An 18,101-nucleotide genomic window follows, 5' to 3' on the forward strand; every position below is an offset into this window, starting at 1 on the left:
GTGAAGTTGCAGCTGGTCGCCGTCGGCACCAAAATGCCGGACTGGGTACAAACCGGTTTTACTGAGTATCTGCGTCGCTTTCCAAAAGATATGCCGTTCGAACTGGTGGAGATCCCAGCAGGAAAGCGCGGCAAGAACGCCGATATCAAACGTATTCTCGATAAAGAGGGTGAGCTGATGCTGACTGCCGCAGGCAAAAACCGCATCGTTACCCTCGATATTCCAGGCAAGCCCTGGGATACGCCGCAGCTGGCGCACGAACTGGAGCGCTGGAAGCAGGATGGCCGTGACGTCAGTCTGTTGATTGGCGGGCCTGAAGGGTTATCTCCCGCCTGTAAAGCGGCAGCAGAACAAAGTTGGTCCCTCTCCGCGCTGACGTTGCCCCACCCGCTCGTTCGGGTTCTGGTGGCAGAGAGTCTGTATCGCGCGTGGAGCATTACTACCAACCACCCCTATCACCGCGAGTAATGACTGACCAGGGTAGATTAAGCAGCGGATGAAACTACAGAATTCTTTTCGCGACTATACGGCTGAGTCCGCGCTGTTTGTGCGCCGGGCACTGGTCGCCTTTACGGGGATTTTGCTGCTTACCGGCGTGCTGATCGCCAACCTTTATAATCTGCAAATCGTCCGCTATACCGATTACCAGACGCGTTCCAACGAAAACCGTATCAAGCTGGTGCCTATCGCCCCCAGCCGCGGCATTATTTATGACCGTAACGGCACGCCGCTGGCGTTAAACCGCACCATCTATCAAATCGAGATGATGCCGGAGAAGGTGGATAATGTTCAGGATACGCTGGAAGCGCTAAAAAACGTTGTCGATCTCAACGATGACGACATCGCCGCCTTTAAAAAGGAGCGTGCTCGTTCGCACCGCTTCACCTCTATTCCGGTTAAAACAAACCTGACGGAAGTGCAGGTCGCCCGTTTTGCCGTTAATCAGTACCGCTTCCCCGGCGTAGAAGTGAAAGGCTACAAGCGCCGTTACTACCCGTATGGCTCTGCACTCACCCACGTCATTGGCTACGTTTCCAAAATTAACGATAAAGACGTCGACCGCCTCGATAAAGACGGTAAGCTGGCTAACTACGCCGCAACGCACGATATCGGTAAGCTGGGCATTGAGCGCTATTACGAAGATGTCCTGCACGGCCAGACCGGCTATGAAGAGGTTGAAGTTAACAACCGTGGCCGCGTGATCCGCCAGTTGAAAGAGGTGCCACCGCAGGCAGGGCATGACGTCTATTTGACGCTTGACCTTAAGCTGCAACAGTATATCGAAACCCTGCTGGCCGGTAGCCGCGCCGCGGTTATCGTTACCGACCCGCGCACTGGCGGTATTCTGGCAATGGTCTCCATGCCAAGCTACGACCCTAACCTCTTCGTGGACGGCATCTCCAGCAAAGATTATTCCGGCCTGCTCAAGGACCCAAATACCCCGCTGGTGAACCGCGCCACGCAGGGTGTCTACCCACCTGCATCAACGGTAAAACCATACGTCGCCGTCTCCGCGCTGAGCGCAGGCGTGATCAATCGCAATACCAGCCTGTTTGACCCTGGCTGGTGGCAACTGCCTGGCTCAGAGAAGCGTTACCGCGACTGGAAAAAATGGGGCCACGGCCATCTGAATGTCACTAAATCGCTGGAGGAGTCTGCGGACACCTTCTTCTATCAGGTGGCCTACGACATGGGCATTGACCGTCTGTCGGAGTGGATGAGTAAATTCGGCTACGGACATTACACCGGCGTTGATCTCGCAGAAGAACGTTCAGGCAACATGCCTACCCGTGAATGGAAGCTGAAGCGCTTTAAAAAGCCGTGGTATCAGGGCGATACCATTCCGGTAGGAATTGGTCAGGGTTACTGGACGGCAACGCCGCTGCAAATGAACAAAGCGATGATGATCCTCATCAACGATGGCGTCGTGAAAGTCCCGCATCTGCTGCAAAGCACGGTTGAAGACGGTAAAAAAGTGCCGTGGGTTCAGCCGCATGAACCGCCGGTGGGTGACATTCATTCCGGTTTCTGGGAAATCGCCAAAGACGGCATGTACGGCGTGGCAAACCGCCCGAACGGTACAGCACACAAATACTTTGCCGGTGCACCGTATAAAGTCGCGGCCAAATCGGGGACGGCACAGGTCTTCGGCCTGAAAGCGAATGAAACCTATAACGCGCATAAAATTGCTGAGCGTCTGCGTGACCACAAACTCATGACGGCGTTCGCCCCTTATGATAACCCGCAGGTTGCGGTGGCGATGATTCTGGAAAACGGCGGTGCTGGCCCGGCTGTGGGTACGATCATGCGCCAGATCCTCGACCACATTATGCTGGGTGATAACAACACCGAACTGCCAACTGAAAACCCGGCAGCCGCTGCGGCGGAGGACCAATAATCATGACCGATAATCCAAATAAAAAATCGCTGTGGGACAAAATCCACATCGACCCAGCCATGCTGCTGATTCTGCTGGCGCTGCTGGTCTACAGCGCTCTGGTCATCTGGAGCGCCAGCGGCCAGGACATCGGCATGATGGAGCGCAAAATCGGCCAGATCGCGATGGGTCTGGTCATTATGGTGGTCATGGCGCAGATCCCGCCGCGCGTCTACGAAGGCTGGGCCCCCTACCTGTATATATTCTGTATTATCCTGCTGGTTGCGGTTGATGCGTTTGGTGCCATTTCCAAAGGCGCACAGCGCTGGCTGGATCTGGGGATTGTCCGCTTCCAGCCCTCCGAAATTGCTAAAATAGCGGTTCCACTGATGGTAGCGCGCTTTATCAACCGCGACGTCTGCCCACCTTCGCTGAAAAATACCGCCATTGCGCTGGTGCTGATTTTTCTGCCAACGCTGCTGGTCGCGGCGCAGCCTGACCTCGGCACCTCGATCCTGATCGCCCTTTCTGGCCTGTTCGTACTGTTCCTGTCTGGCCTGAGCTGGCGTCTGATTGGTATTGCAGTCGTGCTGGTTGCGGCCTTTATCCCCATTCTTTGGTTCTTCCTGATGCATGATTACCAGCGCCAGCGCGTAATGATGCTGCTCGACCCGGAAACCGATCCGCTGGGCGCGGGCTATCATATTATTCAGTCGAAGATTGCCATTGGCTCCGGCGGCCTGCGCGGTAAAGGCTGGCTGCACGGTACGCAGTCACAGCTCGAATTCTTACCGGAACGCCACACCGACTTTATCTTTGCAGTCCTGGCGGAAGAGTTAGGGCTGGTTGGTATTTTAATCCTGCTGGCGCTCTACGTGCTGCTGATCATGCGTGGGCTGTGGATTGCCGCGCGGGCTCAAACCACCTTTGGCCGCGTGATGGCGGGCGGGTTGATGCTGATTTTATTCGTTTATGTCTTCGTAAATATTGGTATGGTGAGTGGTATCCTGCCGGTTGTGGGTGTACCGCTGCCGCTGGTCAGTTACGGGGGCTCGGCACTGATCGTGTTGATGGCCGGGTTTGGTATCGTGATGTCGATCCATACCCACAGGAAAATGTTGTCAAAAAGCGTATAAAAACAAGGGGATCGCAATGCGTAAGCAGTGGCTGGGGATCTGCATCGCTGCAAGTTTACTTGCAGCCTGTACAAGTGATGATGGTCAGCAACAGGCAACCGTCGCGCCGCCGCAGCCTGCGGTCTGCAATGGCCCGATTGTTGAAATCAGTGGTGCCGATCCCATTTATGAACCGCTGAATGCCAGCGCGAACCAGGATTATCAGCGCGACGGCAAAAGCTACAAGATTGTCCAGGACCCTTCCCGGTTCAGTCAGGCAGGCTTTGCCGCCATTTACGATGCTGAGCCAGGGAGTAACCTCACTGCGTCCGGGGAAACTTTCGACCCGATGCAAATCACGGCAGCACACCCAACGCTGCCGATCCCAAGCTACGCGCGTGTTACAAACCTGGCGAACGGCCGTATGATCGTGGTACGCATTAACGATCGCGGTCCCTACGGAAATGACCGGGTGATTTCACTGTCACGCGCTGCTGCTGACCGCCTGAACACGTCAAATAACACCAAAGTTCGTATTGACCCGATTATCGTGGCGCAGGATGGCACGCTCTCCGGTCCGGGTACAGCCTGTACGACCGTGGCGAAACAAACCTACGCCCTGCCCGCACGTCCGGATTTAAGCGGTGGCATGGGTGGAGCCTCCTCTCCGGCAGAGCCTGTTCAACCGCAGGGCGAAGTGCGGGCTATCAGCAATGACACGCTGCATAGCGATGACAGCACGGGTGCGCCAGTGAAAAGCAGCGGCTTCCTCGGTGCCCCAACGACCTTAGCCTCAGGCGTGCTGGAAAGCAGTGAGCCTGCGCCAGCCCCCGTGGCCGCACCTGTAACACAGCCCGCGCCCGTAACGGCCCCAGCCACCACGCAAAGCGCGGCGGTGTCAGCCCCGGCAGCAACCAGCGGTGGCTTTGTGGTACAGGTAGGGGCCGTAAGCGATCAGGCTCGTGCGCAGCAGTATCAGCAGCGTTTAAGCCAGCAGTTCGGCGTGCCTGGACGCGTTGAGCAAAATGGTGCAGTCTGGCGTATTCAGATGGGGCCGTTTGCCAGCAAATCTCAGGCGGCGTCCCTGCAGCAGCGTCTGCAAAGCGAAGCACAGCTGCAGTCGTTCATAACCGTTGCAAAGTAATTAATCGGCGGTATCCGAAATGTCAATTTGTGTAAAACACATTCACAAACTCATGCTTAAAGTCGGATGCCTGCCTGTATAGCTTTTGCTATAGTAAGGCACTTTTTTTAATTCCATCACGGATGTCGTAGTTCTGACCATGAAGACCACTTTTTCTGCTCGTTTTGTGCAGCGCATGGCGCTGACCACGGCCCTTTGCGCAGCGGCTTTTTCTGCAGCTCACGCGGATGACCTGAACATCAAGACCATGATCCCTGGCGTTCCGCAGATCGACGCGGAATCCTACATCCTGATCGACTACAACTCTGGCAAGGTTCTGGCAGAACAGAATGCCGATGCCCGTCGCGATCCGGCCAGCCTGACCAAAATGATGACCAGCTACGTTATCGGCCAGGCCATGAAGGCAGGTAAATTCAAAGAGACCGATCTGGTGACCATCGGCAACGATGCGTGGGCAACCGGTAACCCGGTGTTTAAAGGTTCATCCCTGATGTTCCTGAAGCCTGGCATGCAGGTTCCTGTTTCCCAGCTGATTCGCGGTATCAACCTGCAATCCGGTAACGATGCCTGCGTGGCGATGGCCGATTTCGCGGCTGGCAGCCAGGATGCCTTCGTGGGCCTGATGAACAGCTATGTATCTGCGCTGGGTCTGAAAAACAGCCACTTCCAGACCGTCCACGGCCTGGATGCGGAAGGTCAATACAGCTCCGCACGTGACATGGCACTGATTGGCCAGGCGCTGATCCGTGACGTGCCGAACGAATACTCTATTTATAAAGAGAAAGAGTTCACCTTCAACGGCATTCGTCAGACCAACCGTAACGGCCTGCTGTGGGATAACAGCCTGAACGTAGACGGCATCAAGACCGGACACACTGACAAAGCCGGTTATAACCTGGTGGCTTCCGCGACAGAAGGCCAGATGCGTCTGATCTCTGCGGTCATGGGTGGTCGCACCTTTAAAGGCCGTGAAACGGAAAGTAAAAAACTGCTGACCTGGGGCTTCCGTTTCTTCGAAACCGTGAACCCGCTGAAAGCAGGTAAAGAGTTTGCCTCTGAACCTGTCTGGTTTGGTGACAACGACCGTGCTTCGCTGGGCGTGGATAAAGATCTCTATCTGACCATTCCTCGTGGCCGCATGAAAGATCTGAAAGCGAGCTATGTGCTGAATACCACTGAACTGCATGCACCGCTGCAGAAAAATCAGGTTGTCGGCACCATTAACTTCCAGCTCGATGGTAAAACGATCGATCAGCGTCCACTCGTGGTGCTGGAAGAAATTCCGGAAGGCAATTTCTTCGGCAAAATCATTGATTACATTAAATTGATGTTCCATCACTGGTTTGGCTAAAAATTGAACACTTGAAAGTGTGATTTTGATCCCCATATACTACGTATCAGTAAAACTCCCGCCCTGTGGCGGGAGTTATTATTTTTTACACACACGCCGGAGCTGACATGAAAACCAAACTTAACGAACTGCTTGAATTCCCGACCCCATTTACCTACAAAGTAATGGGTCTGGCGAAACCTGAGCTGGTTGATCAGGTGGTTGAAGTGGTACAGCGCCATGCGCCGGGCGACTACTCTCCGTCGGTAAAACCAAGCAGCAAAGGCAACTACCACTCGGTTTCTATTACCATCACTGCGACCCACATTGAGCAGGTCGAGACGCTGTACGAAGAGCTCGGCAATATCGAAATCGTTCGTATGGTGCTGTAGTCCCTCTGCGGTTACCCGCTTTGCCGGGTAACCTCTTCCCCCGCTGTGATATACTCCCCTTACCTTTTTCTCCCTCGTCTTCGGAGACGTAGTTTTGTACCAGGATAAAATTCTTGTCCGCCATCTCGGGCTGCAACCTTATGAGCCTGTCTCCCAGGCTATGCATGACTTCACCGATTCACGCGATGACACTACACCTGATGAGATCTGGCTGGTGGAACACTACCCTGTTTTTACCCAGGGCCAGGCGGGAAAAGCTGAGCATCTGTTAATGACGGGTGATATTCCGGTTATTCAGAGCGATCGCGGTGGGCAAGTGACCTATCATGGCCCCGGCCAGCAGGTGATGTATGTACTGCTAAACCTTAAACGCAGAAAGCTGGGTGTGCGTGAACTGGTTACCCTGCTGGAACAGACTGTCGTTAATACCCTTGCTGAATATGGCATAGATGCCCATCCACGTGCTGATGCTCCGGGCGTATATGTCGGGGAAATGAAAATTTGTTCGCTGGGTCTGCGTATTCGTAAAGGCTGTTCATTCCACGGGCTGGCACTTAACATTAATATGGATCTCACGCCATTCCTGCGAATCAATCCGTGCGGCTACGCCGGAATGGAAATGACGCAAATGCGTCAGTGGGTTGAAACCGCCACGCCTGATAATATTCGTCCTGTACTGCTGAACAACTTGTTAGCACTACTTAACAATCCTCCATACGAATATATCCCCGCTTAATACATCATACATCATGGCTCGATTATTTGACGAGCCACTGCTTATTTCCCGCATTTACGCTTTACAATAAACCGCATATTCTATATTTTCGAAGCGCCCGCATATTAGCGCTACATATTATTAAGTCCCCAGAGAGTACCGCCTGCGGGTTTCATGTACCTTGTGTGATAATCACACAACTGTTTGTTTTTGATAGACAAGTGACACACACGAAACACTTTACGAATCTCTACAAGCATAATAAATAAATTCAACTATCATTCATGTTATGAATGAATACGGAGTGAAAGCGTGGAGTATAATAATTTACCAGCTAAACGACTTAATGAACCCGGCGGAGAAGATAAGCCGCAAATTTTTCGGACTTTACGTAATATTGATCTCAATTTGCTGACTATTTTTGAGGCAGTATATGTCCACAAGGGTATCGTTAATGCTGCGAAAATTCTTAATCTCACACCCTCAGCAATTAGCCAGTCAATTCAAAAGCTGCGCGCTATATTTCCCGATCCTTTATTTATTCGTAAAGGCCAGGGTGTCACGCCGACCGCCTACGCTACGCATCTTCATGAGTACATCAGTCAGGGGCTGGAATCGATTCTGGGCGCACTGGATTTAACCGGTAGCTACGACAAGCAAAGAACCATTACCATTGGTACTTCTCCTTCGCTTGGTGTACTGGTGATGCCCGCCATCTACCAGGCCGTAAAACAGCATGTACCACACCTGCTGATACGCAACGTGCCCGTCAGCGAAGCCGAAACGCAGCTGGCACAATTCCAGACCGATTTAATTATCGACAGCAACAATTTTAGCGCCAGAGCGCTGGGGCAAAATGTCCTCTATGTCGACAGCCTGACGCTTGTTTGTCGTCAACAGCATCCGGCTCTTAGCCAGCCAGTGACTTTAGAGAATCTGCGCAGCTATGAACACGCGTCATTTATTACCGAAGGGCAAGGAGCAAACCCATTAAGCCCGCGTCTTGATGAACTCTTCCCTGAGCGTCAGATCAGCTTCAGCAGTTACAATATGTTTACCGTAGCAGCCCTGATTGGCAGCAGCGACATGCTTTGTGTCATGCCTTCACGCCTCTATAATTTGCTGCGAAAATGCTGGCCGCTGGAGAGCATTTCATTGAGCCAGTTGAATGTCGAATCAGTTGAAATTTCGCTACATTACAACAAGCTAAGCCTGCGCGATCCGGTTCTGGAAAACGTGATCAACGTCATCCGTCAGGCCTTCTGACAGGTGCATTCAGCACAAGCCCCTGCCACACGCGGGGCAAAAGGCACAAAACAACAACTATTTTACAAATTGGCGACCTGGCAGGCTGCTTTATCGACCGTTTCAATGATATACTGCCTGTCGTTCGTTCAAAAATAGTTGATAAATACAACATTCCCTTGAATTGAAACGCTTTCCTTCGATATTCGCAACTGGAACACGCACGCTATGAGTAAACCCATTGTGATGGAACGCGGTGTTAAATACCGCGATGCCGATAAAATGGCCCTTATCCCGGTTAAAAACGTGGCTACAGAGCGCGAGGCGCTGTTAAGAAAACCGGAATGGATGAAAATCAAACTTCCGGCCGACTCTTCGCGTATCCAGGGGATCAAAGCGGCGATGCGCAAAAATGGCCTCCACTCTGTCTGTGAAGAGGCCTCCTGCCCCAACCTTGCTGAATGTTTCAATCACGGCACCGCGACATTTATGATTCTGGGTGCAATTTGTACCCGTCGCTGCCCATTCTGCGACGTTGCTCATGGTCGCCCGGTTGCGCCTGACGCCAACGAACCGCAAAAACTGGCGCAGACTATCGCCGATATGGCGCTGCGCTATGTGGTGATTACCTCCGTCGACCGTGACGACCTGCGAGATGGCGGTGCACAGCACTTTGCTGACTGCATTACCGCTATCCGTGAAAAAAGCCCGAGCATCAAGATCGAGACGCTGGTCCCGGACTTCCGCGGACGTATGGATCGCGCGCTGGATATTCTCACCGCGACCCCGCCAGACGTGTTCAACCACAACCTGGAGAACGTGCCGCGCATTTATCGCCAGGTGCGTCCGGGTGCCGACTATAACTGGTCCCTGAAGCTGCTGGAGCGCTTTAAAGAAGCACATCCACATATCCCGACCAAGTCTGGCCTGATGGTTGGCCTCGGGGAAACCAACGCTGAGATCATTGAAGTAATGCGCGACCTGCGTCGCCACGGCGTGACCATGCTGACGCTGGGCCAGTATCTGCAGCCAAGCCGCCATCACCTGCCGGTTCAACGCTACGTTAGCCCGGATGAGTTCGACGAGATGAAAGCGGAAGCGATGGCGATGGGCTTTACCCACGCGGCTTGCGGTCCATTTGTTCGTTCTTCTTATCACGCCGATATGCAGGCGAAAGGCGAAGAAGTGAAATAAACCTGTAATATTTATTTACAGAAAAGCAAAAAACCGGCCTCGTGAGCCGGTTTTTTTTTGCAAGCCTTACAGCCTTGCCATTACTCTTTGTGCGAAAGTTTCTCTGCCGGGACATCATCTTCGGCGCTTTTCTTCGCGGCCGCGTCATCGTCGTTCATCGCTTTCTTAAAGCCTTTAATGGCAGCACCCAGGTCGCCACCCAGCGTGCGTAACTTCTTTGTACCAAACAACAGGACGACCAGTGCGGCAACCACCAGCAGTTTGGTAATACTAATCTCACCCATAGATACCTTCTTTACTTAAAACAGGCTGCATTCAGCGCCAAAAACCCGATCGTATTAACGGTCATTTGACGCGCGCACACAATAGCAATCTGTAACAAGGTGAATCAAGCACTGTTTAAAAAAACATCACAATAATTGCGGTGGCGCAAACCGACGGTTACGAAGAACAGGTAACTGCCGACGCGCAAGCGCAATCCGTTCTGAAATTATCTCCGTCAGCAGAAGCGCGGGCGTTTCCGCCGCCGCTGCGATTGTTACGCCCAGCGGGTCGACCACTCTGCTCTGCCCGATATTCTTGTTTCCACACTCCCCGGCAGCCACCAGGTAACAGGTGGTATCCAGCGCACGCGCTGCCAGTAGCGTACTCCAGTGATGCTCTTTTAACGGTCCCTTTACCCATGCAGCGGGCAAAACCAGAATATCAGCCCCTTGCAGCGCCAGGTGTAATGCCAGCTCAGGAAATCGGATGTCATAGCACGTCATCAGACCAATGTTATAACCCTCAATGTTGAGCAGCGGCGGAACACACTCCCCCGGATCAACAAGCCGCGACTCCTGAATGCTAAACGCATCGTAGAGATGGAGTTTGGCATAGCTTGCAATAATAGCGCCTTCACGTATCGCCACCAGCGTATTCACCGCCCGGCCCGGTGTAGAAGGGACATGCACGGTTAAAATGGTTGTCAGTTGATTGCCAGCGCTTTCGGCCAGCAGCAATCGTAAAAACTCCCCCTCAAGCGCCTGCGCAGACTTTACCGACAGGTCAGGGTCGTTGTCATCGCGTGCCAGTAACGCCTCAGGAAGCACCAGTAACGATGCTCCCTTTTGCTGCGCCTGTGTCATCAGGGAGACACATTTTTGCGCGTTTTCTTTCCAGTCTGGCGTCACTGCAAACTGCCCTAACGCAACATACATAGATTTGTCCCCTCATCATAAACAGCGTTACACTCGATGTTCTTACACATCAAATAGCAGGTATTGACAGTGTTACAACTCCTTTTAGCCGTTTTTATTGGTGGCGGAACGGGTAGCGTTGCGCGGTGGTTCTTGAGTATGCGGTTTAATCCCCTGCATCAGGCCATTCCGATGGGAACCCTGGCCGCGAACCTGATTGGCGCATTTATCATTGGAATGGGGCTGGCCTGGTTTAATCGTATGACCCATATCGATCCTGTATGGAAGGTATTGATCACAACCGGCTTCTGCGGTGGCTTAACAACGTTTTCCACCTTTTCTGCAGAGGTGGTGTTTCTCTTCCAGGAAGGCCGTCCTGGCTGGGCATTGACCAACATTGCCGTCAACATGCTCGGCTCATTTGCGATGACAGGGATCGCATTTTGGCTCTTTTCCTCAGCCAGCCCGCAATAACAATCGCGACGTTAATGTTGGCTTAATTTTTCTCTGTCACTCTGGGCGCAATACTGAACGAGGGTGACAGCATGAAAGAGCATTTGATGAGCGCAGGGATGGTTTTGCTGAGCGTATTAATTATTGCCAGCTTCCTGAAAATTTATCTGCTTGATTGATTCAAAACGAAAAAAACCCGCTCAATGAGCGGGTTTTGAAATTCTTGCTGACGCGTCTGAATTACAGAGCGATTACGTTAGCAGCAGAAGGGCCTTTGGCACCGTTAGTGATTTCAAACTCAACACGCTGACCTTCAGCCAGGGTTTTGAAACCATTAGACTGGATTGCAGAGAAGTGTACGAACACGTCTTTGCTGCCATCTTCAGGAGTAATGAAACCGAATCCTTTGGACTCATTAAACCACTTAACGTTACCTTTAATCTTAGACATCAAAATTACCTTTACATTAAAAAACGACACAAATGCTGTGTCGGGTATCAGTACAACAATTGTCGGCCGTTTTGTCCAGCGGATCTTTGATAAAAAGTGACAAAAGTCGCGTTAATTTTCAGAGGCCGATTTTTATCCTTTATGATTCAACGGTAGTGCGTTTTTTCGCCAGAATGTAAAGTTAATTCAGTCAAAACTGAAAACGCATCCAGGCGAAGTAAACGTTACCGTTGTTATAAGTACCAGGGATATAGGTCATCTGGAACGTAGCAGGACCATAGCCAATCGACGCCAGAGGAAGTAATACCGGCACAGGGATGTACTTCCAGTTATCACGGGCGGTGAACCCGGCCGTATACCCCAGGCCCAGGCGGAAGTTGTCGTCCGTTAACGGACGCCAGGTTTTCTCCCAGCCGTAGCCGCCAATCGGTTCCCATTTGTTGTAGGAATCTTTAAACGCCATCAGGTACAGGCCGTGCCAGTTTCCCTGTTCATCCCAGCGGGATTGACCAAAACCCGCCCCCCAGGGGCGCTCGTTGTAGCGGTCTGTTTTTTCTTTGTCATACGCAAAACGTGCGTGCCACGTTATCGCCGGGATATAGAGATCGTAATGTTCTGGTTCCTTCCAGGTTTCCGCGACGTTATCCGTAAACGTGGAGAACCAGCCTTTCCCTGTCGCGCTGCCCTCTGCATTTGCCACAGAAGAGAACGTTAACAGCCCAGAAATAAACACTAAAATCAGGAAAAATTTATTACGTACAATCACAATGCAATTACCATTCTTTGTATTCGGAGCAGAGCTTACCACAGAATAGTTGAATGAAGTCTTAACAACATCAGTGCAATTCCTGGTTAACAACGGAAATCATGGGAATATTCTGATAAAGACAATCCTGCACGCCGTAATAAGCGCATGCAGGATACAAATTTAACGTTGATGTAACAATTTATAGAGTGCCGGAATAACCAACATCGACAATAACGGGGCGGTGATCATTCCACCAATCATTGGGGCAGCAATGCGCTGCATCACCTCTGAGCCGCTACCGCCGCCCCACATAACAGGCAGCAACCCGGCCATAATGGTGGCAACGGTCATCACTTTGGGTCGCACGCGCAGCACTGCACCTTCGTGGATTGCGCGCATCAGCATGGCATTTCCGCCCTCAGGTTCACGATCACGATATTTATCCAGCGCATGATTCAGATAGAGAACCATAATTACACCGAATTCAGCAGCAACACCTGACAAGGCTATAAATCCTACCGCCCCTGCCACGGAGAGGTTATATTCAAGAAGCCACAATAACCACACCCCGCCAATAAGCGCGAAAGGTAATGTCCCCATTATTATTAAGACGTCAGCAATCCGTTTGAAGGTCAGCCAGAGCAGTATAAATATAATCATTAACGTCACCGGCAACACTATTTTTAGCTTCGCGGTTGCCCGCTCCAGATATTCAAATTGCCCTGACCAGGAGAGCGAAACGCCTTGCGGTAAAACCACGTTCTCAGCCACCCGCTTCTGCATCTCATCCACGGCAGATTTCAGATCGCGTCCGCGCAAATCCACATAGATCCAGTTGGATAGTCGCGCGTTTTCACTTTTAAGCATCGGCGGGCCTTCAGTCACGACGATATCGGCCAGTTCACCCAGTGCCACCTGGCTACCGTTCGCGGTAATAACCGGTAAGATCCGCAGCTTGTCGACATTATCGCGCAGATCGCGGGGATAACGCATATTGATGGGATAACGTTCGCGCCCCTGGATCACCTCACCAATGTTATCTCCTCCCACGAGTGTGGCGACCATGCTTTGCAGTTCGTCGACAGATACGCCATAGCGCGCCGCTTTTTGTCTGTCGATGCGAATATCCACATAGCGACCGCCCGTCAGGCGCTCTGCCAGCGCCGACGTCACGCCTGGAACCTGCTTCACGACATGCTCTATCTGCTGAGCTACCCGCTCAATATCGGCAATATTATTGCCGTTCACCTTAATACCGACCGGGCTCTTTATCCCGGTTGCCAGCATATCCAGACGATTACGGATCGGCGGCACCCACACATTCGCAATTCCTGGCACTGAGACCGTTTTATCCAGCTCCTCCACCAGTTTTTGGGGTGTCATTCCCGGCCGCCACTGGTCGCGTGGCTTAAAGTGAATGGTGGTTTCCAGCATGGTTAATGGCGCAGGATCGGTGGCCGACTCCGCCCGTCCGGCTTTACCAAACACGCTGGCGACTTCCGGTACGCTTTTGATAAGCCTGTCGGTTTGCTGCAGCAGCCGTGATGCCTCCCTGGCAGAAATGCCCGGCAACGTTGACGGCATATACAGCAAATCGCCTTCGTCCAGCGGGGGCATAAATTCACTCCCCAGGCGGCTCAACGGCCAGAACGTCGCGAGTAAAAGCGCAAACGCCAGCACAAGCGTTGTTTTCGGAAAAGTGAGCACTTTATCCAGCAGCGGCTCATACAGGCGGATCAGCACGCGGTTGATCGGGTTAGCCTTCTCATCCGGGATTTTCCCGCGAATAAAATAACCCATCAAAACGGGAACCAGCGTGATCCCAAGCCCTGCGGCAACGGCCATCGACCAGGTTTTGGTAAACGCCAGCGGCGAGAACATTCGCCCTTCCTGCGCTTCAAGCGAGAACACAGGAATAAACGACAAGGTAATGATTAACAGGCTGCAGAAGAGCGCAGGCCCTACTTCCACCGCCGCACGCTCAGCCAGCTGCCAGTATTCACCGGAAGACGGATTTTTACCTGGGTTATCATGCCGCCACTGCTCCAGCACTTTGTGCATGTTTTCAATCATCACGATCGCCGCATCCACCATCGCCCCGATGGCGATTGCAATTCCGCCGAGTGACATGATGTTTGCGTTGATACCCTGATAATGCATCACGACGAAGGCACCCAGGATACCCAGCGGCAGAGAGACAATCGCCACCAGCGCGGAACGAAAATGAAACAGGAACAACGCACAAACCACCACCACAACGGCAAACTCTTCAAGGAGTTTATGGGAAAGCGTTTTAACCGACTCCTCGATCAGGGTTGAGCGGTCATACACCGGAACAATCTCAACGCCCTGCGGCAATGTTTTCTGCAGCGCATGCAGCTTCTCTTTCACCGCATGAATCGTCTCCAGTGCGTTCTGCCCGTAGCGCATCACCACCACGCCACCGGCCACCTCGCCTTCTCCGTTCAGTTCTGCCACACCACGGCGGATCTCCGGACCGAAGCCGATGGTCGCGACATCGTTGAGCAGAACAGGTATGCCATTGCGGCTGGCGATGACCACGTTGCGAAAATCATCCAGCGAGCGTAAATAGCCCGTGGTGCGCACGATATACTCCGCCTCCCCCCTCTCCAGCAATGCGCCACCGCTCTCCTTATTTGCGGCCTGAACAGCACTGGCGAGCTGGCTATGGGTAATATTTAACGCCCGCATCTTCGCCGGATCGGCCACGATCTGATACTGACGCACCATCCCGCCGATGCTCGCCACTTCTGAGACATTAGGGACCGTCTTAAGCTCAAACTTCAGCGTCCAGTCCTGAATGGCGCGCAGATCCGCCAGGCTATGTTTGCCGCTGCGGTCGATCAGGGCGTATTCATAGATCCAGCCTACGCCCGTGGCGTCTGGCCCGAGCGACACCTTCACTCCTGCCGGAAACTGCGCCTGCACCTGGCTTAAATATTCCAGTACCCTTGAGCGCGCCCAGTAGAGATCGGTGCCATCTTCAAAAAGTACGTAGACATACGCATCGCCAAACATAGAAAAACCACGCACGGTTTTTGCTCCCGGCACGGACAACATCGACGTTGTCAGCGGCCAGGTCACCTGATCTTCAATCACCTGTGGCGCTTTACCGGGATAGCTCGCCTTGACGATCACCTGCACGTCCGACAAATCAGGAAGCGCGTCCAGTGGCGCACGCTGTACCGCCCACACGCCCCAGCCCGCCATGACCAGCGCCGCAAGGATCACCAGCAGCCGGTTGCGTAATGAAGCCCGAATCACTGCCGCAATCATGGCGTCACCTCCGGCATTACGCTGCGCAGGCTGGCTTCAGAGTCAATCAGGAACTGGCCGGAAGTCACCACATTATCGCCCGCGTTGAGCCCCGAGCGGATCTCCGTCCACCCTTGCGCCGTCAGCCCGGTTTCCACGTTTACCGGACGGAAATAGCCATCTCCTGTTGCTAATAGCAGGCGTGATGACTCCCCGGTATTGATGACCGCCTCTTCCGGCACCGCCAGAACGGGTTGACGTGTGGGTTCTTTGCTTCGGGAGACGGTGAGATACATACCCGGTTTCAGCTTCTGCGCGGTATTTTCCAGCACAATGCGCGCTTTCAGCGTTCGCGTCGTCGTCTCCATCTGTGGCAGCAGTTCGCTGACCGTGCCGTGGAATTGCTCTCCGGGCCAGCTTTCGGTCGTTGCCACCATTTTGCTCCCCACCACCAGAGACTGCGCCTGGGATTGCGGATAGTCGATAACCAGCCAGACGGGATCGAGCGTGGCTATTTCAAAGAGCGGTGCCGTTGCCGTAATTTGCGCCCCTTCCCGCACATCCAGTTTCACCACATATCCGGCCTGCGCGGCCCGAAGCGTGAGCGTGGTCTGCGGCTTACCGCTACGTTCCAGCATACGTATCACCTCCTCTGGCATAAACTGCAGCGCCAGCCGCTCACGTGCCGCGCGGGTCAGCCCGGCATCGCCAAGCTGGCGGACAGCCAGATACTCCTGCTGGGCCGTCGTCCACTGCGGTATCCACAGTTGCGCCAGCGGCTCACCTTTTTTCACCTGCTGCTGCGGCGCTTTAACAAACAATTTCGAGACCACACCGTTGGCCGGTGCCGAAACCACCGACACGCTGCGTTCATCCGTCGATACCGAAGCAAAAGCCGTGAACGGTGTCACCAGCTGTCGCATTTCTGCTTTAGCCGTTTTCATCCCCAGGTTTTGCTGCTGCTGAGAGCTAATCCCGACGCCAGCCGCCGCTTTCTCTTCATCGGCGTAGCGCGGCACCAGATCCATATCCATAAAAGGCGATTTTCCCGGCTTATCAAAGCGCTGGCCCGGCATCATTGGATCGTACCAGTACAGCACATTGCGTTCAGAGGGCTGCGAAGCTGTAATTGGTTGATGGGACTGTTTTTTCCCCACCCAATAGCCACTGCCAGCCGCCACAATGACGACAGCTGCGACCGCGGTTAAGGTTGTTGTTTTCATTGCGCCAGCTCCTGCGGGATCAGCCAGTTTACGGCAGCCCAGGTCCGCGCCATCTCACGCTCGGCCTGATTAACTGCCAGTTCCGTATCCAGTACGCCACGACGGGCATCCAGTAACGCCGGTAGTTCAGACTGCCCGGAACGATACTGTGCCGTCAGCACCGTCAGCCGCTGACGCTGTAAAGGCAGCACTTCATCCCGCTGACGCTGCCATAAGGTCTGCGCGGCCTGATACTGCGCCACCAGGGTTTGTACCTGGGCAATATGCTCACGTTTAATCAGCGTCAGCTGGTCTACCGCCTGCATCGAGCGAGAAACATCGGCGGCATAATCTTTGTCCTGTCGTTTTGACTGAAAAAGAGGCAGATCCACGCTGAACATCACACCGGCCATATCGTCATACCCTTCAGCACGATGCGCGTAAAAGACCTCCACATCCACGTCAGGAATGGCCGCCACGGCTGATTGCGCAGAACGGGCTTTCGCGGTCTCGGCTTCGCTGCGGGCGGCCTCCACTTCCGGATGTTGAATAATTCCGGCTTCCAGCGTTTTTTCATCGGCAGGCAGACGCTGATAGCGCGGTAACGGCCCGCGCACATCCGTAATGGCTTGCCCCGTCAGCTGTAACAGGCGGCTTTGCGCCAGCTGAACATCCCGCTGCGCGAGCGTTGCTTTGTCGCGCATGGCGCTTAAGGTCATCCGCAGTGCCAGTACGCTGTCCGGTGCTGAGCCTCCGGCCCCCACGCTTGCCGTCTGTACGCCGCGCTGACGTTCCGTTTCGCTGACCAGCGTTCTGGCCGTTTTCAGCGCCTGCTGCGCAAGCGCCAGATCCAGCCAGGCCTGGGCGGTATCACGCTGAAGTGCAGCGCGAATAGCCCCGGATTTCGCCAGCACGCTGCGCGCCTGTGCCTGAAATGTTTGCGCTTTGCGCTCCCGCTTTTCTGCGCTGACGTAGCGTTGCATGATGCCAATCTTCTGCATGGTCATACCTTCACGCGTCAGTCGCCTGTCGTTACTGCCCTGCACTGGCACGTTTTCAAGACCAAACTTCAGTTTTGGGTCCGGTAACTGGGTAGCAGAATCGGCCATCGCATCCAGCGCCTGCGCCTCGTTACGGCTGGCTGACAGTTCTGCGGAATAGCGCTGGGCTTCGGTCAGGGTTTGTTCGAGCGTCCACGGCTCCGCCTGGACGGCGGAGCTCAACAGGCCGAACAGCACCCCACCGAGCCACAGGCTCAGTGTGTGTTGTTTCATGATGACCT

Annotated in this window: 17 protein-coding genes; 10 read left to right on the plus strand and 7 right to left on the minus strand. The window is 53.6% G+C overall.

The window, feature by feature from the left end; genetic code table 11:
• The 9 genes from rlmH to lipA all read left to right on the plus strand — a co-directional run bounded on the left by rlmH (position 1) and on the right by lipA (position 9,512).
• Positions 1-468 (plus strand): 23S rRNA (pseudouridine(1915)-N(3))-methyltransferase RlmH, encoded by a 468-nt coding sequence (gene rlmH / locus ABGB15_RS15035; RefSeq protein WP_215722844.1) that lies wholly within the window; start codon positions 1-3, stop codon positions 466-468.
• A gap of 28 nt (positions 469-496) precedes the next feature.
• The gene (gene mrdA, locus ABGB15_RS15040) at positions 497-2,398 is read left to right on the plus strand and encodes a peptidoglycan DD-transpeptidase MrdA (protein ID WP_152083850.1); all 1,902 of its coding nucleotides are present in this window, start codon (positions 497-499) and stop codon (positions 2,396-2,398) included.
• A 2-nt stretch (positions 2,399-2,400) separates the two neighbouring features.
• Positions 2,401-3,513 carry a peptidoglycan glycosyltransferase MrdB gene (mrdB, locus tag ABGB15_RS15045; RefSeq protein ID WP_042715186.1) on the plus strand — a complete coding sequence of 371 codons (1,113 nt, stop codon included), beginning with the start codon at positions 2,401-2,403 and terminating at the stop codon, positions 3,511-3,513.
• Positions 3,514-3,529: 16 nt separating this feature from the next.
• Positions 3,530-4,636: an endolytic peptidoglycan transglycosylase RlpA gene (gene rlpA, locus ABGB15_RS15050; RefSeq protein ID WP_152083849.1), complete on the plus strand. Its 1,107-nt coding sequence runs from the start codon at positions 3,530-3,532 to the stop codon at positions 4,634-4,636.
• Positions 4,637-4,775: 139 nt separating this feature from the next.
• Complete coding sequence (gene dacA, locus ABGB15_RS15055; RefSeq protein ID WP_003858714.1) at positions 4,776-5,987, plus strand: D-alanyl-D-alanine carboxypeptidase DacA; 1,212 nt, start codon at positions 4,776-4,778, stop codon at positions 5,985-5,987.
• 107 nt (positions 5,988-6,094) lie between these two features.
• Entirely contained in the window at positions 6,095-6,358 is a 264-nt protein-coding gene (gene ybeD, locus ABGB15_RS15060; protein WP_003858718.1) for a DUF493 family protein YbeD, read from the plus strand.
• A gap of 94 nt (positions 6,359-6,452) precedes the next feature.
• Positions 6,453-7,094, plus strand: coding sequence for a lipoyl(octanoyl) transferase LipB (gene lipB, locus ABGB15_RS15065; RefSeq protein WP_152083848.1), 642 nt, complete (start codon positions 6,453-6,455; stop codon positions 7,092-7,094).
• A gap of 291 nt (positions 7,095-7,385) precedes the next feature.
• Positions 7,386-8,339 (plus strand): YbeF family transcriptional regulator, encoded by a 954-nt coding sequence (locus tag ABGB15_RS15070; RefSeq protein ID WP_152083847.1) that lies wholly within the window; start codon positions 7,386-7,388, stop codon positions 8,337-8,339.
• A 207-nt stretch (positions 8,340-8,546) separates the two neighbouring features.
• Positions 8,547-9,512: a lipoyl synthase gene (gene lipA / locus ABGB15_RS15075; RefSeq protein ID WP_006177132.1), complete on the plus strand. Its 966-nt coding sequence runs from the start codon at positions 8,547-8,549 to the stop codon at positions 9,510-9,512.
• Positions 9,513-9,592: 80 nt separating this feature from the next.
• Here lipA and tatE read toward each other — a convergent pair whose 3' ends face one another.
• Both tatE and ABGB15_RS15085 read right to left on the minus strand, forming a co-directional pair.
• A complete protein-coding gene (gene tatE / locus ABGB15_RS15080) occupies positions 9,593-9,796 on the minus strand; it encodes a twin-arginine translocase subunit TatE (protein ID WP_014069320.1) in 204 nt (67 codons plus the stop codon).
• Positions 9,797-9,922: 126 nt separating this feature from the next.
• On the minus strand, positions 9,923-10,711 hold the full coding sequence (locus ABGB15_RS15085) for a deaminated glutathione amidase (RefSeq protein ID WP_215722843.1): 789 nt from the start codon (positions 10,709-10,711) through the stop codon (positions 9,923-9,925).
• A gap of 69 nt (positions 10,712-10,780) precedes the next feature.
• Here ABGB15_RS15085 and crcB point away from each other — a divergent pair, with 69 nt between their 5' ends.
• A complete protein-coding gene (crcB, locus tag ABGB15_RS15090) occupies positions 10,781-11,164 on the plus strand; it encodes a fluoride efflux transporter CrcB (protein ID WP_152083845.1) in 384 nt (127 codons plus the stop codon).
• Positions 11,165-11,383: 219 nt separating this feature from the next.
• On the opposite strand, the gene cspE is transcribed toward crcB, so the two are convergent.
• The 5 genes from cspE to ABGB15_RS15115 all read right to left on the minus strand — a co-directional run bounded on the left by cspE (position 11,384) and on the right by ABGB15_RS15115 (position 18,093).
• The gene (gene cspE / locus ABGB15_RS15095; protein ID WP_002439184.1) at positions 11,384-11,593 is read right to left on the minus strand and encodes a transcription antiterminator/RNA stability regulator CspE; all 210 of its coding nucleotides are present in this window, start codon (positions 11,591-11,593) and stop codon (positions 11,384-11,386) included.
• A 190-nt stretch (positions 11,594-11,783) separates the two neighbouring features.
• The gene (pagP, locus tag ABGB15_RS15100; RefSeq protein ID WP_152083844.1) at positions 11,784-12,359 is read right to left on the minus strand and encodes a lipid IV(A) palmitoyltransferase PagP; all 576 of its coding nucleotides are present in this window, start codon (positions 12,357-12,359) and stop codon (positions 11,784-11,786) included.
• Between the two features lie 162 nt (positions 12,360-12,521).
• The gene (locus ABGB15_RS15105) at positions 12,522-15,638 is read right to left on the minus strand and encodes an efflux RND transporter permease subunit (protein ID WP_215722842.1); all 3,117 of its coding nucleotides are present in this window, start codon (positions 15,636-15,638) and stop codon (positions 12,522-12,524) included.
• A complete protein-coding gene (locus ABGB15_RS15110; RefSeq protein WP_215722841.1) occupies positions 15,635-16,840 on the minus strand; it encodes an efflux RND transporter periplasmic adaptor subunit in 1,206 nt (401 codons plus the stop codon). Before ABGB15_RS15110 ends, ABGB15_RS15105 begins: the two co-directional genes overlap by 4 nt.
• On the minus strand, positions 16,837-18,093 hold the full coding sequence (locus ABGB15_RS15115) for a TolC family protein (RefSeq protein ID WP_152083841.1): 1,257 nt from the start codon (positions 18,091-18,093) through the stop codon (positions 16,837-16,839). The genes ABGB15_RS15110 and ABGB15_RS15115 overlap by 4 nt, the downstream gene beginning before the upstream one ends.
• Positions 18,094-18,101 lie beyond the last annotated feature (8 nt).

The organism is Enterobacter sp. MALB-1, from assembly GCF_041021625.1.
Classification (GTDB): domain Bacteria; phylum Pseudomonadota; class Gammaproteobacteria; order Enterobacterales; family Enterobacteriaceae; genus Enterobacter; species Enterobacter oligotrophicus.